The following is an 18836-nucleotide window of genomic DNA, read 5'->3' as shown; positions in this document are numbered from 1 at the left end:
CCTGATCTGGTGCGGGCGACGCGGGCGGCCGATGCGGCGCCTGCGCCGCCTGCCCTGCCCCGTGCCCCCCGGACTCTCATCCGGCTTGCCCAGAAGGTAGTGCAGGCGCTCCATCCACAAAATGGCGCAAACCGGGAAGCACTATCGCCAATGCGTTCATAATCGAGACGCATTCCACCGCGGGCCGCCCCCGCAACCGGGCCCTGCACCGGCCCCGGTCACGGGCTTGTCACAGCCCCGCCGGCGCCCTGCCGCGCGGGGGCGCACAGGGCTCTTGACGGGGGGCGCAACGCAAGGAACAAGGGACCCGCGACCAGCCCGCCCGCGCATCCTGGCAATCTCCGGCCCGTTCCACATCCGGGCCCCGCTCCCCGAAGGAGAGCCGCATGAAGTTCCGCTTCCCGATCGTCATCATCGACGAGGATTTCCGCTCCGAGAACTCCTCGGGCCTCGGCATCCGTGCCCTGGCCCAGGCGATCGAGGACGAGGGCTTCGAGGTGCTCGGCGTGACGAGCTATGGCGATCTGTCGAAATTCGCCCAGCAGCAGTCGCGCGCCTCGGCCTTCCTGCTGTCGATCGACGACGAGGAATTCACCCCCGGCCCCGATCTCGACCCCGCGGTGATGAACCTGCGCAACTTCATCGAGGAGGTGCGCTGGAAGAACGCCGAGGTGCCGATCTACATCTATGGCGAGACGAAGACCGCGCGACACCTTCCGAACGACATCCTGCGCGAGCTGCACGGCTTCATCCACATGTTCGAGGATACCCCCGAGTTCGTCGCCAAGCACATCATCCGCGAGGCGAAAAGCTATCTCGAGGCGATCCAGCCGCCGTTCTTCCGTGCCCTGCTCGACTATGCCGAGGACGGGTCCTATTCGTGGCACTGCCCGGGCCATTCGGGCGGCGTCGCCTTCCTGAAATCGCCGATCGGGCAGATGTATCACCAGTTCTACGGCGAGAACATGCTGCGCGCCGACGTCTGCAACGCGGTCGAGGAACTCGGTCAGCTGCTCGACCACAACGGCGCGATCGGCGCCTCCGAGCGCAACGCGGCGCGGATCTTCAACGCCGACCACTGCTTCTTCGTGACGAACGGCACCTCGACCTCGAACAAGATGGTCTGGCACCACACCGTGGCGCCGGGCGATGTGGTGGTGGTGGACCGCAACTGCCACAAGTCGATCCTGCACTCGATCATCATGACCGGCGCGATCCCGGTGTTTCTGAAGCCCACGCGCAACCACTGGGGCATCATCGGCCCGATCCAGCGCTCGGAATTCGAGCCCGAGACGATCCGCGCCAAGATCCGGGCGAACCCGCTGCTCAAGGACTATGACGCCGACCGGGTGAAGCCGCGGATCATGACGCTGACGCAATCGACCTATGACGGCGTCCTTTACAACACCGAGGTCATCAAGGGCCTGCTCGACGGCTGGGTCGAGAACCTGCATTTCGACGAGGCCTGGCTGCCGCATGCCGCCTTCCACCCGTTCTACGGCCAGTATCACTCGATGGGCCGCAAGCGGCCGCGCACCCGCGCCTCGGTCGTCTATGCGACGCAGTCGATCCACAAGCTGCTGGCCGGCATCAGCCAGGCGAGCCATGTGCTGGTGCAAGACAGCGAAGAGACCAAGCTCGACCGCCATCTCTTCAATGAATCCTACCTGATGCACACCTCGACCAGCCCGCAATACTCGATCATCGCGAGCTGCGACGTCGCCGCGGCGATGATGGAGCCGCCGGGCGGCGAGGCGCTGGTGGAGGAGAGCATCATGGAGGCGCTCGATTTCCGCCGCGCGATGCGCAAGGTCGACGACGAATACGGCGACGACGACTGGTGGTTCAAGGTCTGGGGCCCCGAGGAGCTGGCCGAGGAAGGCATCGGCCGCACCAAGGACTGGGTGCTGCGCCGCACCGATGCCGATGGCGTGCACCCCTCGGACGGCGAGGACAGCTGGCACGGCTTTGGCGACATGGCGCCGGGGTTCAACATGCTCGACCCGATCAAGGCGACGATCATCACCCCCGGCCTGAACCTCGACGGCCGCTTCGAGGACTGGGGCATCCCCGCCTCGATCGTGACGAAATACCTCGCCGAGCATGGCGTGGTGGTGGAAAAGACCGGGCTCTATTCCTTCTTCATCATGTTCACCATCGGCATCACCAAGGGCCGCTGGAACACGCTGCTGACCGCGCTGCAGCAGTTCAAGGATGATTACGAGAAGAACCACCCGATGTGGCGCATCATGCCCGAGTTCTGCGCCAAGCAACCGCGCTATGAACACATGGGCCTGCGCGACCTCTGCGCCCATGTGCACGCGCTTTACGCCAAGTATGACGTCGCGCGGCTGACCACCGAGATCTATCTGAGCGACCTGACCCCGGCGATGAAACCCTCGGACGCCTTCGCCCATATCGCGCGCCGCACCACCGAGCGGGTGGCGATCGACGATCTCGAGGGGCGCATCACCACCTCGCTCGTCACCCCCTATCCGCCCGGCATCCCGCTGCTGATCCCGGGCGAGGTGTTCAACCCGCGCATCGTCGAATACCTCAAGTTCAACCGCGAATTCGCGCGCGAATGCCCGGGCTTCGAGACCGACATCCACGGCCTCGTGCAGGAGACCGAGGCGGATGGCACGGTGCATTACTACGCCGATTGCGTCGCTGCCGGGGACGCACAGGGCTGAGCCGGCCGGGGCGCGGCTCGCCGCGCCCCGCTCTCGGCGATTGACCTGACGTCATTTTCCATGTGCAATGCTCCGGTGCGCCTCGCAGCCCACCGGATTTTGACATGAGCCATTTCAGCTTCAGGACAGCAGATCCGGGCGCCCGGCACCGGGTTTCCGGCCGGTCGAGCGCGAGCCTGCCCCCTTCCGCTTTCGTGCCGCGCCCGCGCGGCCCGCGGCACGCGGAAGGCGCGACGGACCGCAGTTTCACCCGCGCGCCCCGGGCGCGCCCCACCGACTGAACCCAGGGAAAGACGACGATGAAACAGACGTTTGCCACCCCCCTCCTCGTTGCCGGCCTGCTCGCCGCGCCGCTTCATGCCGATGCGGTGGACGATGCGCTCAACGCGGCGCTTGCGGCCCATGCCGCAGGCGATCTGTCCACCACCGCGGCGCAGATCACCGTGGCCGGGAAAGAGGTGCAGGCGCTGCAAAGCGCCAAGCTCGCCGCGATGCTGCCAGAGGCCCCCGAGGGCTGGAGCCGCGAGGTCAACACCGATGGCGCACAAGGCATGGCGATGATGGGCATGTCCGGCAACATGGTCGAGGGGCGCTATACCAGCGCCGCGGGCGACAGCTTCACCCTGACCCTCACCGCCGACAGCCCGATCGTCGCCTCGATGGCCGGGATGCTCGGCACTCCGCAGATGATGGCGATGATGGGCAAGATCGTGAAGGCCGGGTCGCAGGACATGCTGGAACAGGACGGCTCGCTTTCCGCGCTGGCCGGCGGGCGGGTGCTGGTGCAGGCGCAGGGAATGGAGAGCGCCGCGATGCTGCCGGTGCTCGCCACGCTCGATTTCGCGCGCCTGCCCGCCTATGACAAATAGGCGCGATCAGGGCTCGCCCGCGATCGCCGCAAGGATCGGCGCGGCGCTGATCGCGGCGGGCTCCTGAAACGGATTGCCCTGCACCAGCACGATCGCGGCCGAGGGCGCGGCGGCCAGCGCGAAGAGCGCGGTCGCCAGCATCCCGGCCTTCGGCGCGCCCAGATGCACCGCCGCGATCGACAGGATGGTGAGGAAGCCAAGCGCCGCCATGCCCAGCCATTTCAGCGGATTCAGATGGGTGCGCGACAGAGACACGCGCAGGTCGCGATCATCGCGCAGCCGCATCACCTGGCGCAGCATCTCGGCCTGCACCACCTCGCCCGCGGCCGTGGCACTGACCCCCGCGACCCGGCGCAACAGCGCATCGGCGGCCACCGCCGCCGCGGGCGCCACGTCGCGCGTCCGAAGGTTCGTAAATTCGCCCGCCGCCGCGGTGCCATAGTCGCGCACCGCCCCCGCCATCGCGCCCCGCGCAGGCTCGGGCAGCGCCGAGGCCAGCACCAAGAGGCTGCGCAGGCTGTCCGCCTCGCGAAAGACCGCATCCATCGCCCGGTCGCGCGCCGACCAGGTGTCATTGGCGATGAAGGCGAGCGTCAGGCCGAAGAGCATCGCATTGACGTTGATGAAGGGCGCCACCACGCCGCGCCAGGGCTCCAGTCGCGCCGCGACCGCCGGGCGGCCGAGCAGATGATCGACCGCCCAGACCGCCGCCAGCGTTCCGATCACCGCCACCGCGGCATAGCCATAATGCTCGTAAGCCAGCGCGTTCATCCCGCCTCCTCTCAGGCGGTGACGACCGCCTCTCCGACCGCGGCCATCATATCCGGATTGCGCCGGGACAGAACCACGAAGCCCGCGATTTCCGCGCCGCGGTCGCGGCGCAGGGTCGCACGCCGCACCGTCACCTCGCCAAAGCCCGCTTCGGCCAGAAGTCCACGCAGATAGGTCTCGGAATGGGCATAGCGGCGGCTTTCGCGCAGGATCAGCGGCTCGGGCCCGTCATGCGCCTCGGTGGTGAAGGCGAAACTGCCCCCCGGCACCAGCGCCAGCGCCACCCAGCCGACGATCCGCTCGAGCGCCCCGAGATAGGCAAAGACATCTGCCGCCGTCACCAGATCCCAGCGTTCGGCCGGCACCGGCAGCGCCGAGAGATCCGCCTTCCCGAGCCGGTCATAGATCCCCTTCGCCTCGGCCTCGCGCAGCATCTCGGCCGAGATGTCCCAGCCCTCGAGCCAATCCGCAAGCGGGCGCAGCTCGGCCCCCATCAGCCCGGTGCCACAGCCGAGATCCAGCACCCGGCCGTGCCCCCCGCTCAGCCCCGCCCGGATCAGCTGCGGCGCGCAATAGTCGAGCGACCCGACCAGCGCCGCATCGAAATGGCTCGCATACTGGTCGAAGAGCGTTTCGACAAAGGCGGAGGGCATGGTCTCGGCCGCCGGCCGCGGGCGCAACAGATCAAGGCGCAGCGCCGCCCCCATCACATCGGCGGGGTCGAGCCGCAGCGCCTCGGCAAAGGCCTCGGCGGCGCCGGGCAGATCCTGCTCGGCGCGGATCTCGCCCAGCCGGTACCAGCCCGCGACCCAACCCGGCGCGACCTCGAGCGCCTGGCGGTAAAGATCGGCCGCCGCCGCCGCTTCGCCCGCCGCCAGCAGGCCCTCGGCATAATCGGCGCGGCGATCGGCGATCAGGTCGCCGGAAGAAAACTGGAGGGGGGTCATCGCAAGGCTCCTGAACATTCGGGGAAGAGGCCAGGAACAGGGGTCACGACAGGGGCTGACGCATGATTTTCCAGTGCAGGGGACAGCGCCAGATGCCGCGCCACACGGTACCCGTCAAGCCCCCGCGCGCGCCCTCGTGATTTCGTGAAAAACCACACCCCGCTTCCAATTGCCGCAAATATCCCGGGGGGAGGGGCCGCAGGCCACGGGGGGCAGCGCCCCCTGCCCGGCCGCCCTCGCAGACCGCCGCCTCAGCGCTCGGTCAGCTTCAGCTCGATGCGCCGGTTCTGCGCCCGCGCGCTCTCGCTCGTGCCGCCGACCACCGGCTGGTACTGGCCAAAGCCCGTCGCCGCCAGCCGCCGCGGCGGAAAGCCCAGATCGTCGATGAGGTAGCGCACCACCGACAGCGCCCGCGCCTGGCTCAGCTCCCAGTTGTCGCGAAACGCCCCCTGCCCCGAGAGCGGCGTGTCGTCGGTGAAACCGTCGACCTCGAGGATCCAGGAGATCGTCGGCGGGATGTCCGAGGCCAGCTCGCGGAAGGTCTCGGCCACCCGCGCGATCTGCGCCTTGCCCTCTTCCGACAGATCCGCCGAGCCGAGCTGGAACAGCACTTCCGAGGAAAAGACGAAACGGTCGCCGACGATGCGCACGCCCTCGCGGCCCTGCAAGAGCTGCGACATCCGGCCGAAGAATTCCGAGCGATACTTCGCCAGATCCTGCGCCTCGGCCTCGGCCTTCTTGCGCGCCTCGGCCTCGAGCTCGGCGCGGCGCTTCTGCTCGGCCGCGGTCTGGGCAAGCGCCGCATTGAGCTGCGCACCCAGCGTCTCGACCTGCACTTTTGACGCCGCATCGCGCGCCTGCGCGGCATCGAGCACCGATTGCAGCTCTCCGAGCTGATTGCGCAGCGCCGCGATCTGCGCGTTCAGCAACGCCACCTTCTCGGCATTGCGGTCGCTGAGCTGGGTCTGATCGGCCAGCGCCTTCTCCGCCACCGCGCGCAGCGCCGCGGCCTTCTCGGCCTCGGTCATCTGCGTCGCCAGCTGCTGCTTCAGCTCCGCCTCGGAGGCCTCCGCCGCGGCCAGCAGGGTCAGCGTCTCGGCCGCCTTCTGCCGTTCGGCCTCGAGCGCGAGGGTCATCGCCGCGACCTCGTCGCCCGAGGATTTCAGCTTGGCCCGCAGCTCCTCGATCGTCGCCTTGTCAAGCTTGAGCGCCGCGGCGCTGGCATCGGCATCGGCCTTCGCCGCATCGCGCGCGGCGATCAGACTGGCCACCTGCGCCTCGAAATCGGTGATCTTCTGTCCCGCCGCATCCAGCTGCCCGGCCAGATCCTTCGCCCGCGCCCGCTCCAGCGACAGCGCCTGCGACAGCCCGTCGACCTGCTGGGTCAGTGCGGTCAGCTCGTTTTCCTTGCTGGTGATCGTGTCGCGCAACATCGACTGCACGATCATGAAGATCGACAGCACGAAGATCAGCACCATCAGCAGCGCGCCCATGGCATCGACGAAGCCCGGCCAGACATTGGTCGAGAACCGCGCGCCGCCGCGCCGGGGGAGTGCCATCTCAGCCCTCCTGCCCGCGCGGGCGGGTCAGGATCGCGCGGGTCAGCGCGGCGAAATCGTTGCGCAGCTCGGCCATGCTTTCCTGCCGGCCGGCCGACAGCTCCTCGAGCAGGCGCAGCATCTGCAGGTCGATCGAGCGCAGCCGCATCCGCATCTCGGCATCGACCTCGCTGTCCTGCGCGGCCGCCGCACGCTGCGTCAGCGCCTCGAGCGCGGTCACCAACCGGTCCTGCCCGCCCGCCATCTTGGCGAGCGAGGCGCTTTGCTCGGCGCGGGTCGACAGGTCGGCACCGAGGTTCTGCGCCAGCCCCGCAAAGGCGTCGGTCAGCTGCGCCAGCTGCGTCTCGGTCTGCCCGCGCGCATGTTCGGATCGGACGAAAAGCGTCTGCAGCGCGTCCATCTGCTCGGCCATGTGGTCGAGGATCTCGACCACCGCCGAGGCCTCGCCATCGCCCTCGGCGGCGGCAAAGCTGAGCCGGGTGATCGAGGAGATCCATTCCTCGAGCTCGCGATAGAAGCGGTTCTGGCCATGCGTCACGAACAGCTCGAGCAGGCCGACGACCAGCGATCCGGCAAGCCCCAGAAGCGAGGAGGAAAACGCCGTGCCCATGCCGCCAAGCTGCGATTCAAGCCCCGACATCAGCCGGTCGAAGACCGCCGTCGCGGTCTCGCCGGGTTGCGGGGCGAGCGCGCGGATGGTGTCGACCACCGCCGGCACGGTCGTCGCCAGCCCGTAGAAAGTGCCCAGAAGACCGAGGAAGATCAGCAGGTTGGTCAGATAGCGCGTGATGTCGCGCGCCTCTTCGATCCGGGTGGCGACGGATTCGAGGATCGAGCGGCCGGCCGTGGTGGCGATCGAGCGGGTGGCGCCGCGGCTGCCCAGCAGCGCGGCCAGCGGCGCGAGCATCTGCGGCGCCTGCAGCTGCGGCCGGCCGGGGCGGTCGGCGGCAAAGCTCTCGATCCAGCTCACCGCCGCGACCAGCTGCGCCACCTGCCAGAAGCAGGTCAGGATGCCCAGCACGAAGACCGTGCCGATCAGCCCGTTCAGCCAGGGGTTGGCGAGGAAGACCGGGAAGATCCGGGCATAGGCGAACCAGCCGCCCGCGCCGACCAGCGCAAGCGCCATCAGCATCAGCGTGACCTGCCGGACGGGCTGGGAAAAATGCGGTTCGGGCCGCCGGACAGGGGCGCGCATGGTCTGCCTCTCGCTTGTTCTTGGCGCGAGGATAGGCGGCGGGCGCGACAGTGCCAAGACTTAACCGGCGAGGTCGCGCACCCGTGCGGCAAGCGCCTCGAGTTCCGGGTCGGGAATGCCAAGCGCGCGCAAATGTTGAGCAGTGTTCCACAGATAGTCGCGGTTCGGCCCGCGCGCGCCCGCCGCCCGGGCGATGATCTGCGCCTGTTCCTCGGGGGGAAGCGCACAATATTGCGGCCCGGCGCGGTCGATCACATAGGCCAGCACCGACACCTGCTCGCCCTGTTCGCAGGTCACCGTCAGCCGCCGCTCGAGATAGGCGTCCGAGATCAGCTCGCGCGCCCGGATCGCGGCGAGGATCTCGGCGGCCTCCGCCTCGGGCACGCGCAGCGCAAGACCGGTGCAGCTGGCCCCCTCGGCGGCGTCGAGGGCAAGGACGAGGCCCGGCGCCGCGTGGGTGCCGCGAAAATGGATCGAGCGCATGCAGAAGCTGCGTGCCCAGCCGTCAAGCCGCGCGCGCCGGACCTCGGCGGGCGCAAATCCCGGGTCCCAGATCAGCGAGCCGTAGCCGAAGATCCATAACGTTTCGGTCATTGCGCTGGCCCTCCTGCGGGGGCGTGGTTACATGGGAGGCAGGTCTTTGGGAAGGGGGCGGCGATGCGCTGGCTCGGAGCAATCACGGCCCTCGCGGCCCTTGGTGCGGCGGCAAGCTGGGGTGGCGGCACGTTGCTCGCCCGGCAGACGGCCGAAGGCTTTGCCCGCCTTGCGGCCGAGGGGCGCGGTGGCGCGGCCTCGGTCAGCGCGGCGGGCTTTCCGCTGCGCATCGGCGCCGAGGTCACGGCGCCCGCACTCGATTTCCCAGAGGCGGGCGGGCGCTGGCAGGCGCCTTCGGCCGAACTCGCCGCGCCGCTCTGGGCGCCGCTCGACTGGCGCATCGCCGCGACCGCGCCGCAAAAGCTGACGCTTGCCGGGCAGCGCTTCACCCTTGCCGCCACCGACAGCGTCGCGACGCTGGGCCTCGGGCTGGGCGCCGCGCTGCCGCTGCGCCGCGCGACGCTGACCCTCGACGCGCCGCGGCTGAGCGCCGAGGACGCCAGCACGCCCGCGCTGGCGGCACAGGACGTGACCGCCACCGCGACGCGGGCCGGAGACGGGCGCTGGCAGATCGTCGCCGGGGCCACGGCGCTGGCGTTGCCCGAGGGGCTGACCGACAGCCTCGCCCCCGGCGCGGGCCTGCCCGACGTGATCGAGACGGTGACGGTCGATGCGACGGCAAGCCTTGATACCCCGCCCGCGCTGGTGGCCGAGCGGATGCCCGAGCTGACCGCGCTCGATCTGACCGACGCGCATCTGACCTGGGGCGGGCGGGCGCTGGATGCCCGCGGCGCGCTCACCATCGACGCCAAGGGCCGGCCCGAGGGCACGATCACGCTCTCGACCAGGGACTGGGCCGCCTGGCTGAAGGTCGCGGTGGCGGCGGGGCTGGTCGAGGCGAAACGGGTGCCGATGCTGACCACGCTCGGCGCCTATCTGGCGCAGCAGTCAAAGGACGGCGCCGTCGAAGTGCCGCTCGCCTTCGCGCAGGGGCGGATGAGCCTCGGCCCGGTGCCGCTTGGCCGCGCGCCGGTGCTGGTTCAGCGGCAGTAGGGCCCGCCGCGGTTCGCCGCGGTGTCGACGTGGATATGGTCCTGATGGAAGCGGTCCGACTTCGGGCCGAGCACCGTGCCGAAGGTGCCGCAGGCCGAGGCATGCACCGCCTTCAGCAGCCGCGCGTCGCTCTTCCAGCCGGCGAGCACGGTGATCGTCTGGCCGTTGCGCAGACGCAGCCCCGCCAGGTCGACGGCGTGGCCGCGGCCATGCTCGGACACTTTCGCCCCGCGCTGGTTGTTGCGCGGCCGGCACATGTAGGAGCCCGCCACCTCGATCCGCGCAAGCCCGCCACCGCGGTTGCCCACGGCCGGCACGATGCCGCGGTCGATCCAGCGCTTGAAGGCCACCGCGGTGCCGCAATCGACCTGGATCGGCAGCGACAGCGGAATCCCCGAGATCGCCGTGACCTCTACCCCGTCGGGCAGGCCGCAGCCCTGCACGCGCGAGGCAATGGGCGCGATCGGATGACCCGTCAGCCCCGGCACGCCACACAGCGCGCCGCTGCGCCCGGGCGCGGCAAGACGCTTGGCCGGACCGGCCCCCGAGACCTGGATCAGTTGTTCCCGCGGGGCGGCGGCCGTCGCGGCCCGCGCCACCGCGGGCTTCGGCAGCGGCCGCAAGGCGGCGAACGCCAGCGAGGCGGTCTCGGGTTCGGGTTCGGGGGCAAGCGCCCCCGCGGCAAGGCTGGCCCCGGCGGCCGGTCCGGCCTCGGGCACCAGTGCCGCCGGACGGGCCTGCGGCCGCACCGGCACGGCCGCCGCCAGCAGAAGCGGAGCGTCGGGCGCGGGGGCGGCATCGGCCGGGCGCGCCACGGGGCGCGGCGAGGCGCCGGGCGCCTCGGCATGGGCCAGGCCTGCTGTCAGGCTTGCGAGCAGCGCGAAAACGCCCGCCGCCCGCCGCATCATGCCTTCTTCTCCGGCACCGGCGCGCCACGGCCGAAGTCGGGGGCGGCGGTGTCCTGACCGGCCTCGATGATGCCGCGGCGGATCTCGCGGGTGCGGGTGAAATAGTCGAACAGCATGTCGCCGTCGCCCATCCGGATCGCGCGCTGGAGCATGAACAGCTCCTCGGTGAACCGGCCGAGGATGTCGAGCGTCGCCTCGCGGTTGGTCAGGAACACGTCACGCCACATCGTCGGGTCCGAGGCCGCGATGCGGGTGAAGTCGCGAAAGCCCGAGGCGGAATACTTGATCACCTCTTCATGCGTTACGCGGCGCAGGTGATCGGCGACCCCCACCATGGTGTAGGCGATGAGGTGCGGCGTGTGCGACACGACGGCCAGCACCAGATCGTGGCGATGCACGTCCATCTCGTCGACATTGGCGCCAAGACCGGTCAGGAAGCCGCGCAGCCGCGCAAGCGCCGCGGGCTCCGTCGCCTCGAGCGGCGTAAGCAGCCACCAGCGGTTGACGAAGAGCGTGGCAAAGCCCGAACGCGGCCCCGAATGCTCGGTGCCGGCAAGCGGGTGGCCGGGGATGAAATGCACATGGCCCGGCAGATGCGGCGCCACCGCCTCGATCACCGCCTGCTTGACCGAGCCGACATCGGTGATGGTCGCGCCCTCGGCCAGATGCGGGGCGATCTCGGCCGCGATCGCGCCCATGGCGCCCACCGGCACCGCCAGCACGACAAGGTCGGCGCCCTGCACCGCCTCGGCCGCGGTGTCGCAGACCCGGTCGACCAGACCGATCTCGCGCGCCGTCGCCCGCGTCTCGGCCGAGCGGGCATGGCCGACGATCTCTCCGGCCAGCCCCTTCTCGCGCATCGCATGCGCCATCGAGGAGGCGATCAGCCCAAGGCCGATCAGCGCGACGCGCCTGTATTCCGTCATGCCGTCGCACCCGCCTTGAACTGGCCGATCATATGCGCCACGCGCCGGCACGAGGGTTCGTCGCCCACGGTGATGCGCAGGCAGTTCGGCAGGCCATAGCCACCGACACGGCGCACGATCAGCCCGTCCTTCTTCAGGAACTCGTCACAGGCCGTCGCCTCTTCTTCCGAGCCGAAACGGGCGAGGATGAAGTTCGCGGTCGAGGTGTCCGACGGCACGCCTCTCTCGGCCAGCGCCTCGGCCAGCCAGCCGCGCAGCCGGGTGTTGTCATCGCGGCAGCGCGCGATCCAGTCCTGATCGCGCATCGCCGCCTCGGCGGTCTCGAGCTGCGCGGTCGACAGGTTGAACGGGTCGCGGATGCGGTTCAGCACGTCGATGATGTGGCGCGGGCCATAGCCCCAGCCGATGCGCAGCCCGCCGAGCCCGTAGATCTTCGAGAAGGTGCGGGTCATGAACACGTTGGGCAGCCGCGTCGCCAGTCCCGCCCCGCCATCATACCCCTCGACATATTCCGCATAGGCGCCGTCGATGACCAGGATCGCCTGTTTCGGCAGCCCCATGGCCAGACGCTCGAGCTCGGCCAGACCGATCATCGTGCCGGTCGGGTTGTTCGGGTTCGCCAGGAAGACGAGCTTCGTCTTCTTGTTGCAGGCCTTCAGCAGCGCGTCGACATCGGTGGTGCGCTCGCGCTCGGCCACCGCGACCGGGGTCGCCCCCGCGCCAAGCGCCGCGATGCGATACATCAGGAAACCGTGCTCGGTGAACAGCACCTCGTCCTTCGGTCCGGCATAGGCATTGACGATCATCCGGATCAGCTCGTCCGAGCCGACGCCGCAGATGATCTGCGCCGGGTCGAGCCCGTGCACATCGCCGATCGCCTGGCGCAGCCCGGCATGATCGGTCGAGGGATAGCGGTTGAGCTTGTGCACGGCGCGCGAGAACGCCTCCTTCGCCTTGTCGGAAGGGCCGAACGGGTTCTCGTTCGAGCTCAGCTTGATCGCATCGCTGAGCCCCGCGACATGCGCCGCGCCACCCTCGTAAAGGGCGATGTCGAGGATGCCGGGCTTCGGGCGGATCAGGTCGTTCATGGCGGGGTTCCTTGCTCTCGCCGCCGTATTAGCCGGGGCGGGGGCACATGGGAAGGGCTACTTGCGTCGCAGCCCGCCCGCCGCGCCACTGCGGGCGCGCAAAAGGCAAGGGCCGCCCCGAAGGACGGCCCCGCAAGATCGGCGAAGACCGAGAGATCAGTTCTTCGCGTAGAATTCGACGACCAGGTTCGGTTCCATCTGCACCGGGTAGGGCACGTCGCCCAGAGCCGGGGTGCGCACGAAGGTCGCGGTCATCTTGTTGTGGTCGACTTCCAGGTAATCCGGAACGTCACGCTCGCCCGACTGCACGGCCTCGAGCACCAGCGCGAGTTGACGCGACTTGTCGCGCACCGCGACCACGTCGCCTTCCTTCACACGGTAGGAAGCGATGTTCACGCGCTGACCGTTCACGGTCACGTGGCCGTGGTTGACGAACTGACGGGCGGCGAAGACGGTCGGCACGAACTTGGCGCGATAGACGATCGCGTCCAGACGGCGCTCGAGCAGGCCGATCAGGTTCTCGCCGGTGTCACCCTTGACGCGTTCGGCTTCCGCATAGATGCGGCGGAACTGCTTCTCGGTCAGGTCGCCGTAGTAGCCCTTGAGCTTCTGCTTGGCGCGCAGCTGGGTACCGAAGTCCGACAGCTTGCCCTTGCGGCGCTGACCGTGCTGGCCCGGGCCGTATTCGCGCTTGTTCAGCGGCGACTTGGCGCGGCCCCAGATGTTCTCGCCCATGCGGCGATCGATTTTGTACTTGGCAGACGTGCGTTTGGTCACGGCTGATCTCCTTCATGTGTTCCGAAGGGCGTTGTCCTCCTCCCTCGGCCCCATCCGCGAGGCCTCGGGCGACAGGTTTCCCCTCGCGGGGTCCACCAACACCAATGAAATCCGGAAGACCGCAGCCATCCGGACTGGCGGGGCTTATACAGCCCGCCTGACCGGAGTCAATGCCCCGAATGCCCCGTCCCCTTCGCCCGGCTTTCTCCTTGCCGAAAATACCTCGGGGGTGACGGCGCCCGCGGCGCCGGAGGGGGCAGCGCCCCCTGCCCGGCCCGCCCTCAGGCAGCCAGATCGTGGCGCAGGATCGCCGCCTCGGAGCCGCTCAGCGCGCGCCGCGCGAAGGCGCCATAGCCCAGCGGATCGGTGGCGATCTCGGGCAGCAGCGCCAGCAGCCCCGCCCGCTGCGGCTCGGAGATCATCTCGAGCGCGGTCGAGGCCGGGTGGAAGCTCTCACTCTCCATCCCGTTCGCGCGGATCACCTGATGGCGGGCGAACAGCAGATGGATATAGTGCAGCCCCGCCAGCCCCTGCTCGACCCGCACCGAGCCGCCGTTGACCAGGTCACAGGCCCGCACCAGCACCTCGGCCTCGTTGAACAGCGCCCGCGCCTGCGGGCCGCGGATCAGCATGCGGTGCTGCGGCGAGACGATCAGGTCGCCGGTCGGCCGGCCGATGCCGAAGGCGCCAGCACAGATCCGCACCGGGCACAGATGCGGCAGCGCATGCAGCCGGGCCCCGGTCATCCGCCGCGAGCCGATCCACAGCAGCTCCTGCGCGCCGTCGTCGCGGGTCAGCACCCGGTCGCCCGGGCGCAGCGCCTCGACCGGGCGCGGCCCGTCCGGCGTGTCGATCAGCGTGCCGGGGGTGAAGCAGATCACGCCGGGCGGCGGCAGCCGCGCCGGTTCGGGCCGGGTGTCGAGCCCGACCTCGACGACCCACAGATCGGCCCCGCGCGGCGGCACTCCGCCCGAGAACATCAGCAGCCGTGCGCCCCCCGTCGCCACCTCGACCAGCGTCACCACCCAGGCGGCGTGGCCGTCGGTCACGGTGAAGCTCTGATCGGGAAGCTCGGGCAGCGTGGCCAGCAGCGGGTCTTCGGGCAGCGGCACCTCCTCGAGGGCCGCGCCCAGCAGCCGGCGCACCATCTTCGCCGCACGCAGCCGCACCTCGGCCTCGCCCTCGGCCCGACCGAGCAGCAGAAGACCGCGCGGGCCGTCCACGCAGACCGCCTCGCCGCCCCAGCGCCAGCAGGAGCCGATGGCAAGTGCCGACGCCGGCGCAGCGGCCGCGCCGTCGATCTCCGTCTGTGCCCATGAAATGACAAACGTGCCCTGATAGCCCGTTTTCATTGCCTGTATGTCCCGCGCTCGTTTTATACGGGCCTTTTGGCCCTTGATTGGAGGACACGCTAACATGGGGAAATTCTCTTGGGAATCCTTTTTGTTAACGGTTGTGGCAGCGTGCCGCAGCCGCCCCCTCGCCTTCCTCTGCGTCAGAAGTTGACGCGCGCGCGCAGGCTGCCCAGGAGCTGGCCCTCGGGCTGGCCCTCGAATTCCTTCGACAGCCAGGTGACGCCGTAGAACAGCCCGAAGGTCTCGGAGCGCAGGCTGACGCCCGCGCGCAGCCGGGTGCGGGTGCCCTCGAAATCGACCCCGTCTTCCGCAGGGAAATAGCCGCTGTCGAAGACATGGGCGACATCGGCACCCAGCACGAAGCTCGGCGCCAACGGCTCGGACTGGCCCGAGATGCCGACATAGCGCTGCCCGGTGATCTCGTCGCGCAGCCACAGTGCGCCCTGCTCGCGCATGCCGAAGGCCAGGTCGAAGCCCGCGCGCACCAGGGTCTCGTCGCCCGCCCGCGCCTCGACGAAGGGCCGCGCATCGAGCGCGCCGAGAGCGAAGCTGCGGCCCATCTCGCCGTCGATCACCGGATAGAGGTGATCCTCGAGCTGATCCTTCGCCACCTTCGGGGTCGGCGCCGAAAAGATCCGGTGCACGGATTCGTGGAAATTCGCGACGCCGGTCGAGGGGCCGACGGCGACAAGGCCGAAGCCGAGCCCGGTCTCGACCTTCGGCGCCAGCTCGAACTGGGTCTTGGCAGCGAAATGCAGCACGCCCGCATAGCGGCGATCGCCGGCCGGCGGGTGGCTCAGCACCGAGGGCGCGATGATCGAGGCGCCAAAGCGGTATTCCATGATCTCGAACGGGCGCGAGGGCAGCGCCCCGTCCCAGCTCACGCCGCGCACCACCGAGATGTTGTAGCTGCCGGTCTGCCAGCGGTCCTTGCCATCGCCCAGGTAATCGTTGTTGAAGAACCGCCCCACGCCGAGCGTCGAGCGCCCGGAAAAGTCGATCTCGGCCCGGGCCACGGCGGGCACGAGCAGCGCGGCAAGAAGGAGAAGGCCACGCAGGGCGGCTTTCGGGCGGTTCGTCATCGGTCTGTCCTGCTCTGGCACCCGCGCTTTGCCGGCGGGCCTTGGTGTTTGGCAAAAGTCTTAAGGCCTCATTCACCTAAAATCAGGCCAAAATGCGGACGGATCCGTGATTTTTTGCCCGACGTGCCCCGGCTGCACCGCCGCAGGTGATGCGCAGATGCCCCGATGCAGCGATGCAACGACGCATCGCCCGCGGCCGGCGCCGCCATGTCAGGCGGAAGAAACCCCGCCCCCCTCCGCGCCGAGAAATTTCTTTTCCTTGTTTTTCCGAATGATGCGTTTTTCTTCGCTGCCATGGAATATTTTGGAACGGAACTTGCATCATGGCCTAGTGAACCGCGCACCCCTGACCGGAGCCTGAGCCGATGACGCAAGAAACCCTCGCCGAAGCGCCCTATCTGGACGTTGCCGCCCCCACCTTCTCGATCCGCTCGCAGGCGGTCCTCGATGCCCGCGAGGCGAGCTGGTATGCCCGCACCAACTACGGCATCGCGGTGCTGCGCTATGACGACGTGATGAAGCTGCTGCGCCATCCGAAGCTGCGCCAGGGCTCCTATCGCTGGCCCGAGCTGAGCGACGTGCACGGCGGTCTGTTTGCCCGCTGGTGGGGCGCGATGCTGCTGTCGCAGGAGGGCGAGACCCATTCGCGCCTGCGCCGGATGGCGAACCCCGCCTTCTCGCCCAAGCTCATCACCGAGCTGCGGCCGAAGTTCCAGGCGCTCGCCAACAAGCTGATCGACGGCTTCGCCGCGAAGGGCGAATGCGACTTCATCGCCGAGTTCACCGAACCCTATGCCACCGGCGTGATCTGCGACCTGCTCGGCCTGCCCTTCGAGACCTGGCGCGAGCTCGCCGACATCGCCGCCGAGATGGGCCTCGCGCTTGGCGTGACCTTCAAGCAGGACCTCGCCACGGTCGAGGCGGCAACCGCCCGACTGCTGAAATACGCCGAGGATCTGGTGGCACTGAAGCGCGCCAATCCGTCCGACGATTTCGTCGGCATGCTGGTGCAGGCCAATGCCGACAAGTCGCAGCTCTCGGACCAGGAGCTGCTCGACATGATCGTTCTGGCGATCTTCGGCGGCATCGACACCACCCGCAACCAGCTCGGCCTGGCGATGGCGACCTTCATCGAGCACCCCGAGCAATGGGCACTGCTGGCCGAACAGCCCGATCTCGCCCGCGCCGCGGTCGAGGAGGTGATGCGCGTGCGTCCGACGGTGACCTGGGTCACCCGCGAGGCGACCGAGGATTTCACCTACAACGACCTGCCGATCAAGGCCGGCACGACGATCCACCTGTTCTCGCAATCGGCGACCTCGGACCCCGCGGTCTTCCCCGAGCCCGGCTTCGACATCACCGCCGAACGCAAGCCGCATTTCGGCTTTGGCGGCGGCGCGCACCATTGCCTCGGCCATTTCATCGCCCGCGGCGACATGACCGAGGCGCTGAAGCTGCTCGCCCAGCGGCTGAAGAACCCGCGCTTCAACGGCGAGGTGAAATGGCTCGCCGACAGCGGCAACACCGGCGCCATCACCCTGCCGATCGCCTTCGATCCGGCCTGATCCAAGCCACCCAGACCCCATCAGACACAGGGAAGCGAAAATGAAAGTTGATGTCGACATGTCGATCTGCCTGCTGCACGGCCAATGCGTGATCGCCGCGCCGGAGGTGTTCTCCTTCGACGACGACGGCGGGCTCGTCTGGGTCGCCGAAGTGGACGAGGCGCAGCGCGCCGATGTCGAAGCCGCCGCCGATGCCTGCCCCGAGCAGGCGATCCTTCTCGGCTGACGCCATGACCGCGCCGCGCATCACCATCGTCGGGGCTTCGCTTGCGGGCCTGCGCACGGCAGAGGCGGTTCACGCCGCCCTGCCCGCGGCGCGGATCACCCTTGTGGGCGACGAACCGCTCGCCCCCTACAACCGCCCGCCGCTGTCGAAGGAGGCGGCCGAGACGCTGGCCCGCGACACCGCGGCGCGCGAGGCGGTGTTCGGCAAGCTGCTGCTGCGCTCGAAGCTTTCGCCCGCGGCGCTGAGCCTGCGTCTCGGGTCGGGCGCGGTGGCGCTCGAACCGGGCGGCGTGCGGCTCGCCGATGGCGCGCTGGTGCCGGGCGAGCGGGTGATCGCGGCAACCGGGCTGCGCCCGCGCCGCCTGCCCCTGCCGGGCGCCGAGGCCCGCCGCCACGTGCTGCGCAGCTTCGACGACCTCGTCCGCCTGGCCCCGAGCCTGCGCCCCGGCGCGCGGATGGTGGTGATCGGCGGTGGCTTCATCGGCTGCGAGATCGCCGCGACCGGCCGCAAGCTCGGCCTCGAGGCGACGATCGTCGAGCCCTCGCCGCAACCGATGCTGCGCGCCCTCGGCCCGCGCGTCGCCGCGGCGATGGCGGCGCTGCACCGCGCCCATGGCGTCGTGCTGCTCACCGGCCGCTCGGTCGCGGGCTTCTCGGACGAGGGCGTGATCCTCGACGACGGTCAGGCACTTGCCGCCGAGGTGATCGTCGAGGCGCTCGGCTCGCACCCGAATGTCGAATGGCTTGCGGGATCGGGCGCCGATCTGCGCGACGGCGTGCTGGTCGACGACCGGATGATCGCCCCCGGCGCCGAGGGGCTGATGGCGGTGGGCGACGTCGCCCGCTTCGTCAACCCGCTCTTCGGCCCCGAGGCACGCCGCACCGAGCATTGGTGCGTGCCCGGCCAGACCGCGAAACGGGTGGGCGAGACGCTTGCCGCCGAAGCCACGGGCACGGCCCTTGCCACCCGCTTCGCGCCGATGCCCTCGTTCTGGTCGGACCAGCACGGGATGCGGCTGCAGGCCTTCGGCGCGCCCTATCTCGCCGACGCCTGCCGGGTGCTGGAAGGCGAGCTGTCGCTCGTCGGCCGCGCACCGGTGATCGTCGAATACCTGCGCGGGGGCGAGCCGGTCGGCGTGCTCGGCCTCGGTGCGAACCCTGCCGCCCTCGCCAGGGCCCGCGCCCGTCTTGACGCGGCGCTGACCGAAACGCTTACCGCCTGAGGCCCC

At 69.5% G+C, this 18836-nt stretch carries 17 protein-coding genes; 6 read left to right on the top strand and 11 right to left on the bottom strand.

The window, feature by feature from the left end:
• Positions 1-386: 386 nt before the first annotated feature.
• Together DYS74_RS00555 and DYS74_RS00550 are read left to right on the top strand one after the other, a co-directional pair.
• Positions 387-2693 (top strand): arginine/lysine/ornithine decarboxylase, encoded by a 2307-nt coding sequence (locus tag DYS74_RS00555; RefSeq protein ID WP_121530217.1) that lies wholly within the window; start codon positions 387-389, stop codon positions 2691-2693.
• A 299-nt stretch (positions 2694-2992) separates the two neighbouring features.
• A complete protein-coding gene (locus DYS74_RS00550; RefSeq protein WP_121530216.1) occupies positions 2993-3562 on the top strand; it encodes a hypothetical protein in 570 nt (189 codons plus the stop codon).
• A gap of 6 nt (positions 3563-3568) precedes the next feature.
• Here the strand turns inward: DYS74_RS00550 and DYS74_RS00545 are convergent, their stop codons facing one another.
• The 5 genes from DYS74_RS00545 to DYS74_RS00525 form a co-directional block, all read right to left on the bottom strand.
• Entirely contained in the window at positions 3569-4333 is a 765-nt protein-coding gene (locus DYS74_RS00545; protein WP_121530215.1) for a bestrophin-like domain, read from the bottom strand.
• Between the two features lie 11 nt (positions 4334-4344).
• Positions 4345-5280: a class I SAM-dependent DNA methyltransferase gene (locus tag DYS74_RS00540; RefSeq protein ID WP_121530214.1), complete on the bottom strand. Its 936-nt coding sequence runs from the start codon at positions 5278-5280 to the stop codon at positions 4345-4347.
• A 251-nt stretch (positions 5281-5531) separates the two neighbouring features.
• On the bottom strand, positions 5532-6839 hold the full coding sequence (locus tag DYS74_RS00535) for a peptidoglycan -binding protein (protein WP_121530213.1): 1308 nt from the start codon (positions 6837-6839) through the stop codon (positions 5532-5534).
• Position 6840: 1 nt separating this feature from the next.
• Positions 6841-8034: a biopolymer transporter ExbB gene (locus DYS74_RS00530; RefSeq protein WP_121530212.1), complete on the bottom strand. Its 1194-nt coding sequence runs from the start codon at positions 8032-8034 to the stop codon at positions 6841-6843.
• A 60-nt stretch (positions 8035-8094) separates the two neighbouring features.
• Positions 8095-8628 carry a gamma-glutamylcyclotransferase gene (locus tag DYS74_RS00525; protein WP_121530211.1) on the bottom strand — a complete coding sequence of 178 codons (534 nt, stop codon included), beginning with the start codon at positions 8626-8628 and terminating at the stop codon, positions 8095-8097.
• Positions 8629-8691: 63 nt separating this feature from the next.
• On the opposite strand from DYS74_RS00525, the gene DYS74_RS00520 reads away from it, so the two are divergent.
• The gene (locus DYS74_RS00520) at positions 8692-9681 is read left to right on the top strand and encodes a DUF2125 domain-containing protein (protein WP_121530210.1); all 990 of its coding nucleotides are present in this window, start codon (positions 8692-8694) and stop codon (positions 9679-9681) included.
• On the opposite strand, the gene DYS74_RS18865 is transcribed toward DYS74_RS00520, so the two are convergent.
• The 6 genes from DYS74_RS18865 to DYS74_RS00490 all read right to left on the bottom strand — a co-directional run bounded on the left by DYS74_RS18865 (position 9669) and on the right by DYS74_RS00490 (position 15817).
• Complete coding sequence (locus tag DYS74_RS18865; RefSeq protein ID WP_245965152.1) at positions 9669-10589, bottom strand: extensin-like domain-containing protein; 921 nt, start codon at positions 10587-10589, stop codon at positions 9669-9671. The genes DYS74_RS00520 and DYS74_RS18865 overlap by 13 nt on opposite strands.
• Positions 10586-11515 (bottom strand): prephenate/arogenate dehydrogenase family protein, encoded by a 930-nt coding sequence (locus tag DYS74_RS00510; RefSeq protein WP_121530209.1) that lies wholly within the window; start codon positions 11513-11515, stop codon positions 10586-10588. Before DYS74_RS00510 ends, DYS74_RS18865 begins: the two co-directional genes overlap by 4 nt.
• A complete protein-coding gene (gene hisC / locus DYS74_RS00505; RefSeq protein WP_121530208.1) occupies positions 11512-12603 on the bottom strand; it encodes a histidinol-phosphate transaminase in 1092 nt (363 codons plus the stop codon). Before hisC ends, DYS74_RS00510 begins: the two co-directional genes overlap by 4 nt.
• A gap of 156 nt (positions 12604-12759) precedes the next feature.
• The gene (gene rpsD / locus DYS74_RS00500; protein ID WP_121530207.1) at positions 12760-13380 is read right to left on the bottom strand and encodes a 30S ribosomal protein S4; all 621 of its coding nucleotides are present in this window, start codon (positions 13378-13380) and stop codon (positions 12760-12762) included.
• Between the two features lie 281 nt (positions 13381-13661).
• Positions 13662-14732, bottom strand: coding sequence for a Hint domain-containing protein (locus tag DYS74_RS00495; RefSeq protein WP_121530206.1), 1071 nt, complete (start codon positions 14730-14732; stop codon positions 13662-13664).
• Positions 14733-14875: 143 nt separating this feature from the next.
• Complete coding sequence (locus DYS74_RS00490; RefSeq protein ID WP_121530205.1) at positions 14876-15817, bottom strand: lipid A-modifier LpxR family protein; 942 nt, start codon at positions 15815-15817, stop codon at positions 14876-14878.
• Positions 15818-16182: 365 nt separating this feature from the next.
• On the opposite strand from DYS74_RS00490, the gene DYS74_RS00485 reads away from it, so the two are divergent.
• From DYS74_RS00485 to DYS74_RS00475, 3 genes are read left to right on the top strand one after another with little or no spacing between them, the layout of a single operon-like run.
• Positions 16183-17382 (top strand): cytochrome P450, encoded by a 1200-nt coding sequence (locus DYS74_RS00485; protein ID WP_121530204.1) that lies wholly within the window; start codon positions 16183-16185, stop codon positions 17380-17382.
• Positions 17383-17422: 40 nt separating this feature from the next.
• The gene (locus DYS74_RS00480; protein ID WP_121530203.1) at positions 17423-17608 is read left to right on the top strand and encodes a ferredoxin; all 186 of its coding nucleotides are present in this window, start codon (positions 17423-17425) and stop codon (positions 17606-17608) included.
• 4 nt (positions 17609-17612) lie between these two features.
• Positions 17613-18830, top strand: a complete 1218-nt coding sequence (locus DYS74_RS00475; protein WP_121530202.1) for an NAD(P)/FAD-dependent oxidoreductase — start codon at positions 17613-17615, stop codon at positions 18828-18830.
• The last annotated feature ends 6 nt before the right edge of the window (positions 18831-18836 follow it).

Origin of the sequence: Paenirhodobacter hankyongi, from assembly GCF_003664585.1 — a bacterium.
Taxonomy (GTDB): domain Bacteria; phylum Pseudomonadota; class Alphaproteobacteria; order Rhodobacterales; family Rhodobacteraceae; genus Rhodobacter; species Rhodobacter hankyongi.
This window is presented reverse-complemented; position numbering and strand designations above follow the sequence as displayed.